This is a genomic window from Pseudomonas sp. ATCC 43928, assembly GCF_005938665.2.
In the GTDB taxonomy this organism is placed as follows: Bacteria; Pseudomonadota; Gammaproteobacteria; order Pseudomonadales; family Pseudomonadaceae; genus Aquipseudomonas.
Map to the genome: position 1 here is coordinate 4,403,796 of NZ_CP041753.1, position 19,155 is coordinate 4,422,950.

General features: G+C 60.7%; 18 protein-coding genes. 10 read left to right on the top strand and 8 right to left on the bottom strand.

The annotated features are described in order from the left end of the window. Positions 1 to 10: 10 nt before the first annotated feature. From FFH90_RS20135 to FFH90_RS20145, 3 genes are read left to right on the top strand one after another with little or no spacing between them, the layout of a single operon-like run. Positions 11 to 1,618 (top strand): carboxyl transferase domain-containing protein, encoded by a 1,608-nt coding sequence (locus FFH90_RS20135; protein ID WP_111454084.1) that lies wholly within the window; start codon positions 11 to 13, stop codon positions 1,616 to 1,618. Positions 1,619 to 1,631: 13 nt separating this feature from the next. Next, positions 1,632 to 2,447 carry a gamma-carboxygeranoyl-CoA hydratase gene (locus FFH90_RS20140; protein ID WP_007940935.1) on the top strand — a complete coding sequence of 272 codons (816 nt, stop codon included), beginning with the start codon at positions 1,632 to 1,634 and terminating at the stop codon, positions 2,445 to 2,447. Further along, entirely contained in the window at positions 2,447 to 4,402 is a 1,956-nt protein-coding gene (locus FFH90_RS20145; RefSeq protein ID WP_138867927.1) for an acetyl/propionyl/methylcrotonyl-CoA carboxylase subunit alpha, read from the top strand. Before FFH90_RS20140 ends, FFH90_RS20145 begins: the two co-directional genes overlap by 1 nt. Before the next feature lie 39 nt (positions 4,403 to 4,441). Here the strand turns inward: FFH90_RS20145 and FFH90_RS20150 are convergent, their stop codons facing one another. Further along, on the bottom strand, positions 4,442 to 5,107 hold the full coding sequence (locus FFH90_RS20150; RefSeq protein ID WP_018925457.1) for a LexA family transcriptional regulator: 666 nt from the start codon (positions 5,105 to 5,107) through the stop codon (positions 4,442 to 4,444). Between the two features lie 129 nt (positions 5,108 to 5,236). Here FFH90_RS20150 and FFH90_RS20155 point away from each other — a divergent pair, with 129 nt between their 5' ends. Together FFH90_RS20155 and FFH90_RS20160 are read left to right on the top strand one after the other, a co-directional pair. Continuing rightward, positions 5,237 to 5,578 carry a DUF6124 family protein gene (locus FFH90_RS20155; protein ID WP_018925456.1) on the top strand — a complete coding sequence of 114 codons (342 nt, stop codon included), beginning with the start codon at positions 5,237 to 5,239 and terminating at the stop codon, positions 5,576 to 5,578. A 487-nt stretch (positions 5,579 to 6,065) separates the two neighbouring features. Then, complete coding sequence (locus FFH90_RS20160) at positions 6,066 to 7,217, top strand: M14-type cytosolic carboxypeptidase (RefSeq protein ID WP_028941233.1); 1,152 nt, start codon at positions 6,066 to 6,068, stop codon at positions 7,215 to 7,217. Between the two features lie 62 nt (positions 7,218 to 7,279). On the opposite strand, the gene FFH90_RS20165 is transcribed toward FFH90_RS20160, so the two are convergent. Next, positions 7,280 to 7,726, bottom strand: a complete 447-nt coding sequence (locus tag FFH90_RS20165; protein ID WP_026286359.1) for a helix-turn-helix domain-containing protein — start codon at positions 7,724 to 7,726, stop codon at positions 7,280 to 7,282. A gap of 96 nt (positions 7,727 to 7,822) precedes the next feature. Between FFH90_RS20165 and FFH90_RS20170 the strand changes: the two genes are divergently transcribed. Next, a complete protein-coding gene (locus FFH90_RS20170; RefSeq protein WP_138867928.1) occupies positions 7,823 to 9,049 on the top strand; it encodes an MFS transporter in 1,227 nt (408 codons plus the stop codon). 101 nt (positions 9,050 to 9,150) lie between these two features. On the opposite strand, the gene FFH90_RS20175 is transcribed toward FFH90_RS20170, so the two are convergent. The 5 genes from FFH90_RS20175 to FFH90_RS20195 all read right to left on the bottom strand — a co-directional run bounded on the left by FFH90_RS20175 (position 9,151) and on the right by FFH90_RS20195 (position 14,621). Then, complete coding sequence (locus FFH90_RS20175; protein ID WP_018925452.1) at positions 9,151 to 9,696, bottom strand: cytochrome b; 546 nt, start codon at positions 9,694 to 9,696, stop codon at positions 9,151 to 9,153. Next, complete coding sequence (locus FFH90_RS20180) at positions 9,693 to 10,784, bottom strand: catalase family peroxidase (RefSeq protein WP_064618855.1); 1,092 nt, start codon at positions 10,782 to 10,784, stop codon at positions 9,693 to 9,695. Before FFH90_RS20180 ends, FFH90_RS20175 begins: the two co-directional genes overlap by 4 nt. 122 nt (positions 10,785 to 10,906) lie before the next feature. After that, the gene (locus tag FFH90_RS20185) at positions 10,907 to 11,671 is read right to left on the bottom strand and encodes an enoyl-CoA hydratase-related protein (RefSeq protein WP_138867929.1); all 765 of its coding nucleotides are present in this window, start codon (positions 11,669 to 11,671) and stop codon (positions 10,907 to 10,909) included. Between the two features lie 56 nt (positions 11,672 to 11,727). Next, a complete protein-coding gene (locus tag FFH90_RS20190) occupies positions 11,728 to 13,062 on the bottom strand; it encodes a hypothetical protein (RefSeq protein ID WP_138867930.1) in 1,335 nt (444 codons plus the stop codon). Beyond that, positions 13,059 to 14,621, bottom strand: a complete 1,563-nt coding sequence (locus tag FFH90_RS20195) for an amino acid adenylation domain-containing protein (RefSeq protein ID WP_138867931.1) — start codon at positions 14,619 to 14,621, stop codon at positions 13,059 to 13,061. Before FFH90_RS20195 ends, FFH90_RS20190 begins: the two co-directional genes overlap by 4 nt. Before the next feature lie 294 nt (positions 14,622 to 14,915). On the opposite strand from FFH90_RS20195, the gene FFH90_RS20200 reads away from it, so the two are divergent. Continuing rightward, entirely contained in the window at positions 14,916 to 15,422 is a 507-nt protein-coding gene (locus FFH90_RS20200) for an RNA polymerase sigma factor (protein WP_064618864.1), read from the top strand. Beyond that, on the top strand, positions 15,419 to 16,171 hold the full coding sequence (locus tag FFH90_RS20205) for an anti-sigma factor (RefSeq protein ID WP_018925446.1): 753 nt from the start codon (positions 15,419 to 15,421) through the stop codon (positions 16,169 to 16,171). Before FFH90_RS20200 ends, FFH90_RS20205 begins: the two co-directional genes overlap by 4 nt. A 12-nt stretch (positions 16,172 to 16,183) precedes the next feature. Here the strand turns inward: FFH90_RS20205 and FFH90_RS20210 are convergent, their stop codons facing one another. Further along, entirely contained in the window at positions 16,184 to 17,020 is an 837-nt protein-coding gene (locus FFH90_RS20210) for an IclR family transcriptional regulator (protein ID WP_018925445.1), read from the bottom strand. 243 nt (positions 17,021 to 17,263) lie between these two features. On the opposite strand from FFH90_RS20210, the gene FFH90_RS20215 reads away from it, so the two are divergent. Together FFH90_RS20215 and FFH90_RS20220 are read left to right on the top strand one after the other, a co-directional pair. Next, positions 17,264 to 18,289: an ABC transporter ATP-binding protein gene (locus FFH90_RS20215; protein WP_138867932.1), complete on the top strand. Its 1,026-nt coding sequence runs from the start codon at positions 17,264 to 17,266 to the stop codon at positions 18,287 to 18,289. Then, positions 18,286 to 19,155, top strand: coding sequence for an ABC transporter permease (locus FFH90_RS20220; RefSeq protein WP_019648426.1), 870 nt, complete (start codon positions 18,286 to 18,288; stop codon positions 19,153 to 19,155). The genes FFH90_RS20215 and FFH90_RS20220 overlap by 4 nt, the downstream gene beginning before the upstream one ends.

Here is a 19,155-nt window from a genome sequence, read left to right on the forward strand (position 1 = left end):
GGAGCTGTCCATGGCTATCCTGCATACCCAGCTCAACCCCCGTTCGGCGGAGTTCGCGGCTAACAGCGCGGCGATGCTCAAACAGGTCGACGCCCTGCACAGCCTGCTCGCGCAAGTGCAGCAAGGTGGTGGCCCGAAGGCGCAAGAACGTCACACCTCGCGGGGCAAACTGCTGCCCCGTGAGCGGATCAATCGCCTGCTCGATCCGGGTTCGCCGTTTCTCGAGATCAGCCAACTGGCGGCCTACGCGGTGTACGGCGAAGACGTTCCCGCCGCTGGCGTGATTGCCGGGATCGGCCGGGTGGAAGGCGTCGAATGCATGATCGTCGCCAACGATGCCACCGTGAAAGGTGGCTCGTACTACCCGCTGACCGTTAAAAAACACCTACGCGCACAGACCATCGCCCAGCAGAATCGCCTGCCGTGCATTTATCTGGTGGACTCCGGTGGCGCCAACCTGCCGCGTCAGGATGAAGTGTTCCCGGACCGCGAACACTTCGGGCGGATCTTCTTCAACCAGGCCAACATGAGCGCCATGGGCATTCCGCAAATTGCGGTGGTCATGGGCTCTTGCACCGCCGGGGGCGCCTACGTTCCGGCGATGGCCGACGAGGCGATCATGGTTCGTCAGCAGGCCACCATCTTCCTCGCTGGCCCACCGCTGGTGAAGGCCGCGACCGGTGAAGTGGTCAGCGCCGAAGACCTCGGCGGGGCCGATGTGCACTGCAAGATTTCCGGGGTCGCCGACCACTACGCCGAAAGCGATGAACATGCCCTGGCATTGGCCCGGCGCAGCGTGGCCAACCTCAACTGGCGCAAGCTCGGCGAACTGCAACAACGTACGCCGATCGCGCCGCTGTATAGCAGCGACGAGTTGTACGGCGTGGTCTCGGCCGACGCCAAGCAACCATTCGATGTGCGCGAAGTGATCTCACGACTGGTGGACGGCTCGGTGTTCGATGAGTTCAAGGCGCTGTTCGGGACGACGTTGGTGTGCGGCTTCGCCCACCTGCACGGCTACCCGATCGCGATCCTCGCCAACAACGGCATCCTCTTCGCCGAGGCCGCACAGAAAGGCGCGCATTTCATCGAACTGGCCTGCCAGCGCGGCATTCCGTTGCTGTTCCTGCAGAACATCACCGGGTTCATGGTCGGCCAGAAATACGAGGCCGGCGGCATCGCCAAGCACGGCGCGAAACTGGTGACCGCCGTGGCTTGTGCCAAGGTGCCGAAATTCACCGTGATCATCGGCGGCAGCTTCGGCGCCGGTAACTACGGCATGTGTGGCCGGGCCTACGATCCACGCTTCCTGTGGATGTGGCCGAACGCGCGAATCGGCGTGATGGGCGCCGAACAGGCGGCGGGTGTGCTGGTGCAGGTCAAGCGCGAGCAAACCGAGCGCAGCGGGCATCGTTTCAGCGCCGAGCAGGAAGCCGAGATCAAGCAACCGATCCTCGATCAGTACGAAGAACAGGGGCACCCCTACTACTCCAGCGCCCGGCTGTGGGACGACGGCGTCATTGACCCGGCGCAGACCCGCGACGTGTTGGCCCTGGCCTTGTCGGCGTCGCTGAACGCACCCATCGAACCGAGCCGCTTCGGCGTGTTCCGGATGTGATCTGGAGAAAACCATGAGCGACTTCAACACCCTCGAGCTGCAGACCGATCCCCGTGGTTTTGCCACCCTGTGGCTCAGCCGAGAAGAAAAGAACAACGCGTTCAACGCCGAAATGATCCGCGAACTGATCCTCGCGCTGGATAAAGTGTCGAGCGATGCCAGCCTGCGTTTTCTGCTGATCCGTGGGCGCGGCAAGCATTTCAGCGCCGGTGCCGATCTGGCCTGGATGCAGCAATCGGCCGAACTCGATTACCACACCAACCTTGATGACGCCCGGGAACTGGCGGAGTTGATGTACAACCTCGCCAAACTCAAAGTCCCGACGCTGGCCGTGGTGCAAGGCGCGGCGTTTGGCGGCGCACTGGGCCTGATCAGTTGCTGCGACATGGCGATTGGCGCCGACGACGCGCAGTTCTGCCTGTCGGAAGTGCGCATCGGCCTGGCGCCAGCGGTCATCAGCCCGTTCGTGGTGCAAGCCATCGGCGAACGTGCGGCGCGGCGTTATGCCTTGACTGCCGAACGTTTCGGCGGGCAACGGGCTCGGGAAATCGGCCTGTTGTCAGAGAGCTATCCGATGGCTGAGCTGGAGCAGAAAGTCGATCAGTGGATCGACAATCTACTGCTCAACAGCCCGGCAGCCATGCGCGCCAGCAAGGATCTGCTGCGTGAAGTCGGCAACGGCGCGCTGACTCCGGCGCTGCGCCGCTACACCGAGAATGCCATCGCCCGAATTCGCGTCAGCCCGGAAGGCCAGGAAGGCCTGCGCGCCTTCCTGCAAAAACGTTCGCCCACCTGGCAAGCCGAAATCACCCTCAAGGAGCCGCGTTGATGAGCGCACCTGTTCTCACCACCCTGCTGGTGGCCAACCGTGGCGAAATCGCCTGCCGGGTGATGCGCACCGCCAAGGCTCTGGGCCTGACCACTGTGGCCGTGCACAGCGCCACCGACCGTGACGCCCGGCACAGCCGCGAAGCGGATATCCGCGTCGACCTGGGCGGCAGCAAAGCCGCCGACAGTTACCTGCAAATCGACAAACTGATCGCCGCCGCGAAAGCCAGCGGTGCTCAGGCGATTCATCCCGGTTATGGTTTTCTCTCGGAAAACGCCGGGTTCGCCCGGGCGATCGAGGCGGCTGGCCTGATCTTCCTCGGCCCGCCCGCCTCGGCCATCGACGCCATGGGCAGCAAGTCCGCGGCCAAAGCCTTGATGGAAACCGCCGGTGTGCCGCTGGTGCCCGGCTATCACGGCGAAGCCCAAGACCTCGACACCTTCCGCGATGCCTGCGAACGCATCGGTTATCCGGTGTTACTCAAGGCCACGGCGGGCGGCGGCGGCAAAGGCATGAAAGTGGTCGAGGACGTCAACCAACTGGCCGAAGCCCTGGCCTCGGCGCAGCGTGAAGCACAATCGTCGTTCGGCGATTCGCGGATGTTGGTCGAGAAATACCTGCTCAAGCCACGTCATGTGGAAATCCAGGTATTCGCCGACCAGCACGGCAACTGTCTGTACCTCAACGAGCGTGACTGCTCGATTCAGCGTCGGCATCAGAAAGTCGTCGAAGAAGCACCCGCTCCAGGCCTGACCCCGCAATTGCGTCGGGCCATGGGCGAAGCCGCCGTACGTTCGGCTCAAGCGATCGGCTATGTGGGCGCCGGCACCGTGGAGTTTTTGCTGGATGCGCGCGGTGAGTTCTTCTTCATGGAAATGAACACGCGCCTGCAAGTCGAACACCCGGTGACCGAGGCCATTACCGGCCTCGACCTGGTGGCCTGGCAGATTCGTGTAGCCCGCGGCGAAGCGCTACCGATGACACAGGATCAGGTGCCGCTGATCGGCCATGCGATCGAAGTACGGTTGTATGCCGAAGATCCGGGCAACGATTTTCTGCCGGCCACCGGGCGCCTGGCGTTGTACCGCGAATCCGCCGAAGGGCCGGGGCGTCGCGTAGACAGCGGCGTCGAAGAAGGCGATGAGATTTCGCCCTTCTACGACCCGATGCTTGGCAAGCTGATTGCCTGGGGCGAAGACCGTGAACAGGCGCGGCTGCGATTGCTGAGCATGCTCGAGGAGTTTGCCATTGGCGGGCTGAAAACCAACATCAACTTCCTGCACCGGATCATCGGCCACCCGGCGTTTGCCGCCGCCGAACTGGATACCGGGTTCATTCCGCGTTATCAGGAACAACTGCTGCCAGCACCTTCGCCGCTCAGTGATGAGTTCTGGCAAGCGGCGGCCCAGGCGTTTGCGCAAAGTCAGCCGGCTGTTTTGCGCGCCGATGATCCGAGTTCGCCGTGGGCCTTCAACAATGGTTTCCGTGCCGGGTTGCCGACAGAAATCACCCTGCATTTGAGTTGCGAAGGGCAAGACCGGGCGCTGACCCTGGGCGATGCCGACGCGCATACCGCACGGCTCAAGGGTGAATATCTGCTGACCGAGCACAGCGGTTTGCGCCGCCAGCACCGGGCCATCCGCCGTGGCGATGCGCTGTATCTGCAATGGGACGGCGAGCTGCGCCGCATCGAGTCGTATGACCCGATCGGCGCCGTCGAAGCCAGTCACAGCCATCAAGGCGGGCTTACCGCGCCCATGAACGGCAGCATCGTGCGGGTGTTGGTGGAGGCCGGGCAAACGGTCGAAGCCGGGGCGCAACTGGTGGTGCTGGAAGCGATGAAGATGGAGCACAGCATTCGCGCGCCCCACACCGGGGTAATCAAGGCGTTGTATTGCCAGGAAGGCGAAATGGTCAGCGAAGGCAGTGCGTTGGTGGAGTTGGAGCAAGCGTGAAATGAAGATCGGTCCTACGCGTTGCGAGGACCGATCCGATTAGAATTTGGCAGTTGCCTGAACCACCACGCCGATGATTCGGCATTCCTCGGTGTAAAGGGCTTTCGGATACGTTGGATTGAGCGGGACCAGGTAACGCTGCCCGCCCTCTTCGATCAGTTTGCGAAAGACCGCCTCGGCGCTGCCGGGCCATTGGGCGATCACCAGTTTGCCAGGCTCCGGCACGATCGCCGGGTCGACCAGAATCAGCATGCCCTCGGCAATGCTCGCTCCCGTAGGGGCGGTCATCGCATCGCCGACCACCACCAGCCAGAACGCCGCGCCCTGTGCGTGGTAATCGGACAGCTCGAAACGTGGCTTGCTGACAGCCAGCGAAGTACCGTAGGTCGATAGCTCGCCGTCGCGCACCTCCCCGGTTTCCCGCCAGTCACTGACCGGGTAGCGAAAGTACGGGTTGTACTTTTGCGCCAGGGAGATCTCCTCATCCTCTGAGGGCAGCGGCTCCCTGATCACCATCGCCACTTCCAGATAGTCCATGCCGAGCGCCCGCAAGACGCGATTCATCTCTGCGATGCCGGGCTGACGACGTTTATTGAGCCAGTGGCCGACGCCACCCTGGGACATCCCGATGCGCTCGGCGAGTATTTCTTGAGTGACTTTGAGTTCACTCATTTTGGCCTTGACCAATTCGATCCATTTATCCATGTGCGGCACGATACGTGGGGTACTCCGACCATCAAAACACAAATTGTAGTATTTAAATTAAAGAAACAAATACAGTAAGTACTAAGCTGGGCTCACGGATTTGATTCTTTCACGGAGCTCGCCATCGCCATGACCATCCCCAGCAATACCTTGCCCGATATGCAAATCGACACCAGCCTCACCTCGCCAAAAGGCTCTGCCGCGGCGCAGCGCGCACTGGACTATTACTTGAAACCAGCTGTGTCAGAAGTAGCCAGCGAAGAACGTTTCTTTGATGTGAACCGTAACATCAGCAGCGAAGAGGCGCTGGTCCATGCTTCGGATCTGCTGCGGTGCGCCGTTGCCACCGCGCATGAGTCAGCCAACCAACTGCAGGGCGCAAGCCGGGATCTGGCGTTTTCGACGGTGCACATGATCGACATGGCCAAGGCGATGGTCGAACGGGCCCTGGAGGGCAATCAGAACAATTGAGGCGGGAGCGCATTGGAGGAGGACAGGAAAATTTTTCCAATCGCGCAGGTAGAAACATTTGACTTGCAAATGATAATGATTATTATTGCATCAACTGGTCGCGAGATCAGTCGATAGGCCAAGAGACCTTAGGTCGGACTCCTGGACTATCTCCTCATCAGGCTAATCACGGTTTTTGACCCGGCTTTTTGCCGGGTCTTTTTTTTGCCAGTCAGGCTGGCTTTGGCTTCAGGCTAATGAAGTCTGTAGGTGCTGCAAAATTCGATTGGCGCGGATGATATCAAAAGAATATCTACTGCCAAGAGAAGCCCGGCAGCACTGGGCCAAACTAACGAAAAATAGCACTTGAGAATCAATTGCGCAGTCTCTAAGCTGCATCGGCGTCAAGGAGGACGCCCCCCCTTTTACCCCCCCGTAATTTCCCCCCGGTTTCTCCCCCTCTTGCGTGTAAAGTAGCAGCCATAAAAATCGTATTCAGGAAATGATTATGGCCGGGGCTAAATCTTCTTTCGACATCAGCGCTAACTTCGACAGCGGCAACATTGATGTGCTGGACATCAGCAATCCTCTGCAAGCATTGCTGGCCATCAGGCCAGACACTCGCAGCCAGCATTTCCAGTGGTTCCATTTCAAGGCCAGCGGCCTGCATGTGGGTCAGGAGCATTGGTTTCGTCTGAACAACGCCAGCAAATCCTCATACAACAAGGCCTGGGATGGTTATCAGGCGGTGGCGTCCTACGACCACGTCAACTGGTTCCGGGTGCCGACCATCTTCGAAGGCGACTGCCTGCGTTTCAGCCTTGAAGCCACTGCCACCCATGCCTGGTTCGCCTACTTCGAACCCTACAGCCGTGGCCGTCACGACTGGCTGATCGAACAGGCACTGACCAAGGCCGGCACCGAACTGTTGGCCACCGGCAAGAGCGTTGAGGGTCGTGACATCCAGCTGTTGCGCAAAGGGACTGGCGCCGAAGGTCAGCGAAAGGTCTGGATCATCGCCCAGCAACACCCCGGCGAACACATGGCCGAATGGTTCATGGAAGGCGTGATCGAACGCCTGGAAAAACACGACGACCCGGTGCTGAATAAGCTCCTGGCCAGCGCCGACCTGTACCTGGTGCCGAACATGAACCCGGACGGCGCCTTCCACGGTCATTTGCGCACCAATGCCATGGGCCAGGACCTGAATCGCGCCTGGCAGAACGCCAGCCAGGAAATCAGCCCGGAAGTGCTGTTCGTTCAGCAGCAAATGGAAAAATACGGCGTCGACCTGTTCCTCGACATCCATGGCGATGAAGAAATTCCCTACGTGTTCACCGCCGGTTGCGAAGGCAACCCCGGCTATACACCGCGGATCGAAAAACTCGAAGAGCGCTTCCGCAGCCATCTGAAGCACCTGACCAAGGACTTTCAGACCAAACACGGCTACACCCGCGACGAACCGGGCAAAGCCAACATGACCCTGGCCTGCAACAGCGTCGGTCAGAAGTTCGACTGCCTGTCCTTTACCATTGAAATGCCCTTCAAGGACAACAACGACGCGCCGAATGCGCTGACTGGCTGGTCTGGCAAGCGTTCGAAACAGTTGGGCAAGGATGTGCTGACGACCATTGCCGACATGGTCGATACCTTGCGCTGATCACCCTTGGACAAAAGATCGCAGCCTTCGCAGCTCCTGCAAGGCTGCGATTTTTTGATGTTTTACTCAGCCGGGATACGCACACAATCCTGGGGCCCCAACAGCCGCCCATCCTCGGCGCGCAATTCCAGCGGTCGCACCGGTCGACCGTTCTCACGATCGACAACCTGCGAATGCGCCTCCCCCGCCTCATAGAAAAATGCCTCGCCCCACTGCCGCAACCCGATGATTAACGGGAACAAGCCTTGGCCCTTCTCCGTCAGCACATATTCCTGATACGCGCTGCCATCCGACGCCGGCACCAGATCGAAAATCCCGTGGGCCACTAATGTGCGCAGGCGTGCCGAAAGAATGTTCTTGGCCATGCCCAGATTGCGCTGGAACTCACCGAAGCGTCGCAGGCCATCGAACGCATCGCGCACGATCAATAGCGACCACCAATCCCCAATCGCATCCAGTGAACGGGCGACCGGGCATTCGGCGCCTTCCATGCTTGTACGTTTAACCATGACCGCGTCCGCCGGCAACCAATGTGGTTGCAATATAAAACCAGACTCCTTACCGTACAACTGGTTTTATATTGCAACCACACAAGGAAGCCTGTGATGAAACCTGACCACCCGTTAAGCGGCGCCGTGGTGCTGCTGTTTGCCGTCGCCTGCGGCCTGGCCGTCGGCAATGTGTATTACGCACAACCATTGCTCGATGCCATGGCCGAAGCCTTCGCCATGGACCCGGCAACCATCGGTATCGTCATCACCCTCACTCAGATCGGTTATGGCGTGGGCCTGTTGTTGCTGGTCCCTCTGGGGGATCTGCTCAACCGCCGCCGATTGATCGTCTTGCAAACCCTGCTGTCGGCACTGGCCTTGTTGATGATTGCGTTAGCCCCGAGCAGCACCTGGCTGTTGCTCGGCATGGCGCTGACCGGATTACTGGCGGTCGTGACGCAAGTCCTGGTGGCCTACGCCGCGACGCTGGCCATCCCGGCGCAACGTGGACGTGTGGTAGGCGTGATCACCAGCGGCATTGTCGTCGGCATTCTGTTGGCACGAACGGTGGCCGGCGGCATGGCCGACCTGGCTGGTTGGCGTTCGATTTATCTGCTGTCCGCCGGGTTGACCCTGGTGATGGCGCTGCTGTTGTTTCGTGTGCTGCCCAGGCGCGAAGACGCGCGACCGGATAGCGCTTACGGCGCGTTGATCGGCTCAGTCTTCACGTTGTTCAAGGAAGAACCGGTGTTGCGTCAACGGGCCATCCTTGCCCTGCTGACGTTCGCCAGCGCCATGGTGCTGTGGACCCCTTTGGTATTGCCGTTGAGCGCCCCGCCGCTTTCACTGTCCCACACCGAAATCGGACTGTTCGGGCTGGCCGGGGCTGCCGGCGCACTGGCCGCTGCTCGCGCCGGGCATCTGGCCGATCGTGGCCTGGGTCAATGGACCAGCGGACTGTCGTTGTTGCTGATGCTCGCCTCATGGCTGCCCATCGCCCTCACTCAATCCTCGCTGTGGGCGCTGCTGCTCGGGGTGATTACGCTGGATCTGGGTTTGCAGGCCGTTCATGTCACCAGCCAGAGCATGATCTACAGCGTGCGCCCCGAAGCGCAAAGCCGACTCACCGCCGGCTACATGCTGTTCTATTCGATCGGCAGCGCCTTGGGCTCTATTGGTTCGACGGCGATGTATGCCTGGGGCGGCTGGATTGCGGTGTGCTGGCTGGGTGCGGGCATCAACGCCGTAGCGTTGATCTATTGGTGGCTGACGCTGGCCACCAAAACACCCAACACCTGTGGCGAGGGAGCTTGCTCCCGCTCGGCTGCGCAGCAGTCGTAAATCGGTCAGACGCAGGAGCGTCTGACCAACCGCATTTGGGGCTGCGTTGCAGCCCCACGGGGGCAAGCCCCCCTCGCCACAGTTATCGGCAGTCCCCCGACTCACCCACGGTCCCTGCCCCGCAACATGCTGTCCAGCACCTCATCGCGGCGCACCCAACCGTGAAACAACGCCGCCGCCAGGTGCAGCAGCACGGTCAGGAACAATAGATACGCCAGATACCTATGTGCCTTGCGCAGGAAGGCAAACACCTGCGCATTCGCCGGCAGGATCGACGGCAGTTGCAACGAGCTGCTGAGCATCACCGGATCGCCAGCCGCCGATATCATCGCCCAGCCCAGCAGCGGCAAAATCAGCATCAAGGCGTACAGCAAGACATGCGAAGCCTTCGCCGCGAGCACTTGCCAACCCGGCAAGTCCGCCGGCAGCGGTGGTTGCCGGGTCGAAAAACGCACGGCCAGACGCACGACCACCAACAGCAGAATGGCGATGCCCAACGGTTTGTGCAGGTGGATCAGCCACTCGTGACGCTCGGACACCGAGGCCACCATGCCGGCGCCGATGAATAGCATCGCGATGATCATCAGCGCCATCAGCCAATGCAGTAGCCGCGCCAAGGGAGCGAAATGGTTCGGTTGAGCGCTCATTGATGAGCCTCCTGCTTGGCGTTAGGCAACTGATTCACTTCGCTGGTGCGACGCAGATAGGAATTGGCATAGCCCGCTGAACGAGCGGCGAGCAGCGGATCGTCGGAGCCTTCGATACCGCTGGGCAATACCAGTGGGTCGTAGTTGATGTCACGGCACTCGCCATTGAGTTGTGGCTGGGTGCTTTCGAGCACCAGAGTGCCGGCGTTCACAACTTTTCGGTCGCCGGGCCAGGCCTTGCTCGCGTCGTTGACCGGGTCCCCCGGGTTCGCCAGGGTGATGTTCAACTGCCAACGCAGCGGTCCGGCGGACAAACGCTGAACCAGATCCTTCTCCAGAAAGTCAGCGCCCTCCGGTGCCGTCGCGCCCGCCGCATCCTGAGCAACCGGGGTCATGCTCCAACGCACCGCTTGCCGCTGCCCCGCTGCGTTCACCAGGTAAAACGCATTGACGCTGTTATACGTCTCGGTCGCATAACTGGCAGAAGGTTTGGCAGTCTTGATCCAGGCAAGAAAAGGCGCGGCTTCCGGGTGAGAACCGAAGAACGCCGGCACTGCCGCAGGATTCGGTTTGCCGGTGGCCGGGTCCGGTGACTGCGCCTGTTGCAGCTGATAGAACGCCTCGGGCGTGCCCACCGGGAACACCGGCATGCTGTTCATCCCGGTGCGCCACTGCTGACCGTTGGCCTGGGTAAAGCGCAACGCCAGGCTGCGGATCGGCACGCTGTTGTCCGGTGCGTAAGGGTTGCCGGCAGGCAGCGCGAAACGCCCGACCACCGGGGTCCGCGCTTCATTGAACACTTGGGCGCTGGAATACTCGCGCACCTGGCCGCTACTCTCGAAATGCCCGATAACGCACACCCCTTTGGCGTGGTTACGACGGAACCCCGGGTGCACGCCGTTGTTTTTCTCCAGCACATTGATCAACGCTTTCGGCGTCAGGCGCTGTGGGTCGAGTGTGCCGTTGACGTAGGCAAAAGCCCCGGCCAGCGCGGCGACCACCACGGCAATGCCGGTCAGGCGCAACGTCAGGCTCGCGGTGCTCAGGGGCGGCCGAGACGGCCCTGTTGTAGATGAGCGATCAACCATGAAAGTCTCCGGGGCCATAGGCCACAGGGGGAAAGAGCTATGAGACGAACGTCACGTAGGATTATTCCCCCTGAACTGTAGTTTCTTTCAAAGCACCGCTAGCGACGAATCCTCAAGGTTGGTCAAACCGGGTTAAAACTCGGCTCACGCTTCTGCAAAAAAGCCTGCATACCTTCCTGTTGCCCCTGCGTGGCAAACAAACCATGAAACACTCTTCGCTCAAAAAGAAGGCCCTCACGCAGCCCTGACTCCAGCGCCCGGTCCACTGACTCGCGCGCAGCGAGTGTGGCGGTTTTGGCGAAACCGGCAATGATCTGCGCTGCGGCCAAGGATTGCTCCAGCAGATCGCTGGCAACGATGACCCGCGACACCAATCCTGCCCGCTCGGCCTCTTCGGCCGACATCGAGCGTCCGGTCAAAATCATGTCCATTGCCTTCGACTTGCCGATCAGGCGCGTGAGACGTTGGGTCCCGCCCATTCCAGGCATCACCCCCAACCTGATTTCCGGTTGTCCAAAACGAGCGTTATCGGCAGCAAAGATCAGATCGCACATCATGGCCAACTCACAGCCGCCACCGTATGCATAACCGGCAACAGCGGCCAGCTTGGGCGTACGCAACGCGGCAAAGGCTTCCCAATCGGCGAAATAATCCTCATGGACCATGTCCAGGTAAGATTTTTCGTACATCTCCTTGATGTCGGCGCCAGCCGCAAAAAAATCCGCTGTCCCGGTGATCACGAAACAGCCGACTCCGGGGTCACGGTCCAACCGTTGCAAGGTGTCCAGCAGTTCGCGCATCAGGGCCGAACTCAAAGCATTCCTGGCCTGCGGGCGATTAAGACGAATCAATACGACTCGATCATGACGTTCGATCAATGTGTGCATGGTGATCTCATTAAATAGATGTGAAATGTTTGAATGAAAAACGCTCTTGGCACACTTCAGGAATCCCAGATTGCGCCATACGCCGGAATGCCCCGCCCTTCCATTTCCTCAACCACTCGCTGGGTGAGCGTCTGGTTCGAAATGCAGATCACCGCCTCGGCACCGAACGAGCGAACCGCGTCATAAGCCAGTTGCACAAGGTCTGGCTTGCCGAGCACATCGGTGTCCCAGATCAAGGCATCAGGATTGGCCCGCAGGATCTCTTCCACCAGTTCGTCACCGTAGGTTTTTCGCGGGCTGCGGGTCGACCAGACCAGCCGTATCGGTACTTGCCTGGCCAACAAATGGGGCAACACCGGGCCGATGCCGCTGCCCGTGGCGATGTACACCACCGATTTGAACAGGGTTTCGATGTGCGCCACGCCAGCGGTGGTAATGCCTTTGACCCAGACATGCGTCGGCATTTGCTCGATGAACTCGCCGGTCCAATCACCTGCCCGGGAAATGATCAGGCGAAAACCCGCTTCACCCGGTGCGGGAATATTGGCAAAGGAATGCCACTCCATCAGAGGGTTGAGACTGATGGCGTTGGAGGAGCCGGCAAACGGCGTGACATGGTCAAAACGGGCTATTACCGCATGAGAAGAAGGCCTGATCAGTTGCACCGGCACTTTGCGCAGACGAAACCATGGCAAGGCGATGCTGAACGTCAGCACAATCAGCATCCAGAATGCCACCGACGTCGACAGCGCCTCGCTCACGGAGGCCTGCGGGTTCTGGTCCCGGGTAAACAGAACGCTCCATACCCAGAACAGGGCAAGTGCGCTCCACCCACCAAAGCGGTGCATTCGCTCGAAGCCGTTGTGAAAACGCCCGCGAATCCGCGGGTGAGCCATGACGGCCACCAGCAGCAAGATCCCCAGCAACCCGGTGCTCACCCCGAGCAGCGCCAGGGAAACGCCGCCCAAGCTTTCAGTCCAATGCCAGGCCAGGGAGCCGATCAACACCGCGAACCAGCCAATCGCCGCCAGCGCCCCGCCACTGTGCAAGCCGCCAAAGTGGTAAACCTTGGCCAGTGAGCGGCGTATCGCAAGCGGCCAGGAAGTGGGCGCCCGGGTTGCCAGCCAGAACAGCAGATTGATGATGTATTGCTGGCGAATCAAAATCGCCAGCGACAGATTCGCCACCACCAATCCCGACAGCGCCTCAAGGACTATCCCCGTGGATGTCCACCACTGCCCGGCGGTCAACCCATGCGCCAGTGCCGCGATATTGAGTGCAAGCACCAGCGCTACTAGGCGGTTGTAATGCGAGAATATCGGCAACGTCCCCAATCGCCGCCACAGCACGCGCTTGACCGGCAGCGCGGTATCCGGATTCCCCCCCTTCATGCGCCCACCCCTTGCCGGGTCGTCGCGTCGGCCTGGTGCGTCATCGCCCACTCCAGCAGCAAGCGTTTGTCGACCTTGCCGCGTGAGGTCAGCGGAATGTGCTCCACAGCGAGGATCAGCGAAGGGACGCAATAGTAGGCAAGCCGCTCTTCACAGCGCCGTCTTGCATCATCGATGTCCGTGGTAACGGGATAGACGAAGGCCACCAGATGGCGACTGTCGAGTTTCAACGTGACCGCTCGCTCGCAGCGATCAGATGACTCCAGAGCCGCAGAAACAGAGTCGAGCTCCACCCGAAACCCTCTGACCTTGACCTGATCATCGACACGCCCCAGGTGTTCAAGTTCGCCGTTTGCTGTCCAGCGCCCCAGATCACGTGTGCGAAACATCATCCGGCCCTGCCCCAGAAACGGATCGGGCCGATAGCGTTCGGCGGTCAGCGTCGGGTTACTCAAATAACCGGCGGTCACACAGTCGCCGCCAGCCCACATCTCACCTTGCTCACCCACCTGACAGAGCTGGCCCGCCTCATCCAGCACGTACACCGTGTTGTTGGGCGTGGGTTTGCCGATCGTCAATGCACCTGCGCCCCTGTAATGCTGCATGGTGTTGACGATCGTGGTTTCGGTCGGGCCGCAGGCATTGTAAAAAGTGCAGAACGAGGACCAGCGATCAGCCAGGGGCTGAGGGCAAGGCTCCCCGGCAAGGGCCACGACCTTGACTTGCTGACAACGCAATGGATCGAGTGTGCCGAGTATCGAAGGTGTAGCGATCAGCACGTCGCATTGTTCGGCCGTCTGGGCGATGTCCTTGCCACGGATCATCAAGGTCGCACCATGAGCCAGACACCCGAGTATTTCCCAGGCCGCCATGTCAAAGGCGATGTTAAGTATCTGTCCGACCTTGAGCCCAGGCCGCATGCCGAGATTGCCAGGGGCTGTCAGCAAAATATTGCACACATTGCGGTGGGTCACCCGAACCCCATTGGGCAGGCCGGTGGTGCCGGAGGTAAACAGCACGAAACACAACCGGTCCGGGGTCGATGACAGCGAACAGGCCACATTCAGGTCATCAGCGGGTGTTGACGCAACCTCCATGAACTCATCGAGGCAAATGCAGTGTTGCTGCGACGTCAGGGGAATTCGCGACTCGAGGCTCGACAGTGTCAGCACCACCCGCGTCGAGGCCACGTCCATGATGTGGCGCAATTGCGCGGTGGGAGTAATCCCTACGTGCTGAGGGATGTAGGCAGCACCCACTTTCAATGCGGCCAACATTCCCGCCAGCATCGGGATCGAACGCTCCACAAACAAGGCCACGTGATCGCCCGGGGCGACGCCCTGCTGACGCAACAGCGTGGCCAGTCGGTTGGCCTGCCGGTTCAGTTCACCGTAGGTGATGGCTTCGCCCTCACAATGGGCGGCAATGTCCTGAGGTCTGGCGGCGGCTTGCGCCTCGATGGCGTGATGGATCAGAAGATACTCAGGCTCAACCGTCGGCCCACGACCGAACTGCGGCCACACCTCATGGGTGTTGTTGTCCGGAAGCAGCGAACACATCGATGCCGACTCAAGGGAAATTTTGCACTCTTGCATGTTAAAAATTCTCTTCAGGCTCAATATTTACGTTCAAGCACGGGTGGTTCTGCGCAGCCTGGTGAGAGGCTGGGCTGACTGCCTGAGCTTGCTGCATGGGTTGAGCCGCGAAGTTCGATGCCATTACATGGATTACAAACCCCTCAGAAATCTCCTACACAAATAAGTAATGGTTTTCCCCGACGAAGGAATAAACCACAGTGGCCGGCGTCCTTCTTGTCAGTGCCATTCATCACAGCCAGAGAACACGCCATTTCCATGAACAACATCGACGGACAATTGCGTGAAATCATTCCCAGGCTGCGGCGCTTCGCCGTATCGCTGACGCGCAACCCCAGCAGCGCCGACGATCTGGTGCAGGCAAGCCTGGAACGAGCGCTGTCGAATTGGAGCGCTAAACGTCCGGAGGGCGACCTGCGGGCCTGGCTGTTTTCGATTCTTTATCGGCAGTTTCTCGACGCCCACCGCCGCTCCCGGCGGTATGCGCGGATGCTCGAATTCTTTACCGGGCGCGACGATGCGCAGCCTTCGGTAGAACGCACGGTAATCGCCCAATCGACCCTGCAAGCCTTCGATCAGCTCAGCACCGAACAGCGCGCACTGCTGCTCTGGGTGTCGGTCGAAGGCATGAGTTACAAGGAGGTCGCCGAGATTCTCGACGTCCCCATCGGCACCGTGATGTCACGCCTGTCCCGCGCGCGTCAGGCCTTGCGCCAGCTCAGTGACGGCGAAATCACCCGCCCTTCCCTGCGGAGACTCAAATGATCAGCCTGCCTCCCAACGAGCGTGACCTGCACGCCTACGTCGATCACCAACTCAGCGATGCCGACCGACATCAAGTGGAAATTTATCTGGCCGGCAACGCCGAAGTGGCCGCACAAGTACGCGCCTGGCAGCAAGACGCCCAGCAATTGCGCGCAGCCCTGAGCGGCGCCTTGCAGCAACCGGCCAACCCGCAACTTGACCCGGCGCTGATTCGCCAGCGCCTCAAACGCCAGTCTCGCCGTCATCTGGCCAGTGCCGCGATGTTGTTGATTGCGGTCAGCGTCGGCGGATTGGGCGGTTGGCACGCGCGGGAGATGACTCTGGTCAGCCCCCCACTGCCGATGGCCGATGCGATGCAGGCCTACCGACTGATTGCTCAGCAAGGCATGCTGCCGGCGGATTACCAAGTCAGCGACGATGGCGATATGCAAGGCTGGCTCGACCGCTATTTCAGCCAGGCCCATCGCCTGCCGAACTTGGCGGGGGCAGGCTACAAACCGGTCAGCGGCCGTTTGCTCAGTACCGAACAAGGGCCGGCAGCGATGGTGGTCTACGAAGATCAGGGCGGCCACAAAGTCAGCTTTTACGTCCGTCCGCCGGGACCGAAAAACTTCCTCCTGCCCCGCGGCAGCCGCAGCGACGGCGAACTGCAGGCCGAGTATTGGTCGGATGCCGGGTACAACTACGCGATGGTCAGCCCGAGTGACACACCGGCGGCGCAGATGCTCAAGCAGACACTGAAGTTCTGATCCGGGTTGTGGTCACCCCTGCCCAAACACCTGCGAAGGCCTGCGCAACAGCGGGTCGAACGGGTTGATCCGCGGCCCGATCAACGCCGCTTCGCGCTTGAGCATTTCCACCACGGTCGGCAAACGATCCGGCCCCAGGCGATCACTGATCGTGGCCACGCTCAACGCCGCCACTGCCCGGCCGTCGCGATCGAGGATCGGCACGGCCACGCCGGCCATGCCCTGCAACACGCCGGTGTTGCGCCCGGCGTACCCGAGCGCGCGCACATTCTCGACTTCCGAGCGCAGGAACACTTCGTCATACAGGTGAAAATCCTTGAGCCGCGGCAAGTTGTAGTGAATCACCGTGTCGCGTTCCTCTTGCGGCAGGAATGCCAGAATCGCCAGGCTGCCCTGACCCACGCCGAGCGCCACCCGCCCGCCGATGTCACCGGTAAATGTGCGGATCGGAAACGGCCCTTCACTGCGGTCCAGACAGATCGCATCAAAGCCACTGCGCGCCAGCAAAAACAGCGAATCGCCCAGCGATGCCGATAACCGCAGCAATGCCGGCCGCGCCAGTTCTCGCAGGTTGTTGGTATTGCCGGCGCGGGCCGCCAAGGCAAAAAACTCCAGGCTCAGGCGATAGCGTTTGCTGCGGGCGTCCTGCTCGACCATGCCCTCGTCCATCAAGCTGCGCAGCAAGCGGTGGGTAGTCGGTTGCGACAAGCCGATGCGCTGCGCCAGTTGCGTCACGCGTTCGCCGCCCTCGACGGTGTCACCCAGGCTGCGCAGCACCGCAAACAGTCTTGAGACCGCACCGACACCGACTTCATTTTTGTTTTCATTCCGATCAGTGGAATCTGACATTTGATTTCTCATCAATAAATTTACTCACTGAATAAAACTGAAAATAGTCATCGCTTCAGTGAAATAGGTTATTGAGCCCATCCTATTCTTCGTCCTACTCTGCGTCCATACAGGGGCGATTCGAACAACAACGGCAGCCGACACACGTCGAGCGCCAACACCCCCCGCAATATCTTTTCGTATCTGCCCATACAAAAAAGCGCGCCGTTGGCGACGCATAACAATCTCAGGTGGAGCGCAGTCATGGCCTTTGTGCAGCTTGAAAACCTCGGCAAACGATATGGCGAGATCGACGCAGTCGTCGCCACCAACCTGTCGGTGGAAAAAGGCGAGTTCGTCTCACTGCTCGGCCCCTCCGGCTGCGGCAAAACCACCACCCTGCAAATGATCGCCGGCTTCGTCGAAGTCAGCAGCGGACGCATTGTGCTGGACGGTCGCGACATCACCCACGCCAAACCCGCCAGCCGTGGCCTGGGCGTGGTATTCCAGAGTTACGCGCTGTTCCCGCACATGACCGTGCAAGACAACGTCGCCTTCGGCCTGCGCATGCGCAAAGTGCCCAACGGTGAGTTGCAGCAACGGGTGGACCGAGTGCTGAAACTGGTTCGCCTGCACCAGCACGCCGAGCGTTACCCGCGAGAGCTTTCCGGCGGCCAGCGCCAGCGTGTTGCACTGGCCCGGGCGTTGGTGATCGAGCCGCCGGTGTTGCTGCTCGACGAACCGCTGTCCAACCTCGACGCCAATTTGCGCGAAGAGATGCAGTTCGAAATCCGCCGCATCCAGCGCGAAGTCGGGATCACCACGCTGATGGTCACCCACGACCAGTCCGAAGCGCTGTCGATCAGCGATCGGGTGGTGGTGATGCAGGCCGGGCGCATCACCCAGATCGACTCCCCTTACACCCTCTACGAACACCCGCGCACCGAGTTCATTTCCGGGTTCGTCGGCAAAGCCAATCTGCTGCCCGGTGAGCGAGATGGCGCCGGTGTGGTTCAGGTGTGCAACACCGGCAGCGGCGAACTGACGTTAAGCCTGCGCCCGGAGAAAATTGATCTGCGGGAAAAAGGCCATGGTCGTCTGCAAGGCAAGATCGCCAGCCGCTTCTTCCTCGGCAGCCAATGGTTGTACGGCGTAACGACAACCCTGGGCGAACTCTGCGTGGTGCGTCGTAACGACGGCTCGGCGCCACTGGCCGAAGGCACGGCGGTCGGTCTCGACTGGGACGCGGCACTGCTGCGGGTGCTGAGTGTCGACGAGGTGTCGGCATGAATACGCTCGCCGCCATCCGTCAAGGACGCCAAGGGTATGTGTTGTCGGCGCCGGCCCTGGCGTTGTACGTCGGCCTGCTGGCGATCCCGCTGCTGCTGACGCTGGTGTTGTCGTTGAACGTCTTCGACTACAGCGCGGGGATCAACAGCGACGCCTACACCTTCGCCCATTACAGCAGCCTGCTGGGCGATCCGTACTTCTACGAGATCTTTCTGCGCACGATGTGGATCAGCGCCCTGACCACCCTGCTCTGCGTGCTGATCGGCGTGCCCGAGGCCTACATCCTCAGTCGCATGGGCGCACCGTGGCGTTCGATTTTCCTGATTCTGATCCTCACGCCGCTGCTGATTTCGGTGGTGGTGCGGGCGTTCGGCTGGAGCCTGTTGCTGGGCGCCGACGGGCTGGTCAACCAGACCTTGCAAGCCTTCGGTGGCTCGCCGATGAAGCTGCTCTACACGCCGTTCGCAGTGGTGATCGCGCTGGTCCACGTGATGCTGCCGTTCATGATCATTCCGGTCTGGACCTCGCTGCAAAAACTCGACCCGGCCGCCGAGCAGGCTGCGCTGTCACTGGGCGCCAGCCACTTCACGGTGATACGCAAAGTGGTGTTGCCGCAGGTCATGCCCGGCGTGCTCTCCGGCACCTTGATCGTGTTCGGCCTCGCGGCCAGTTCCTTCGCCATTCCCGGCCTGCTCGGCGGACGCCGGCTGAAGATGGTCGCCACGCTGATCTACGACCAGTACCTGTCGGAGCTGAACTGGCCAATGGGCGCCGCGATTGCCGTGGCCCTGCTGTTGCTCAACCTGCTGATCATGCTGTCGTGGAACCGGATGATCGAAGGCCGCTACAAGAAGTCATTGGGATAA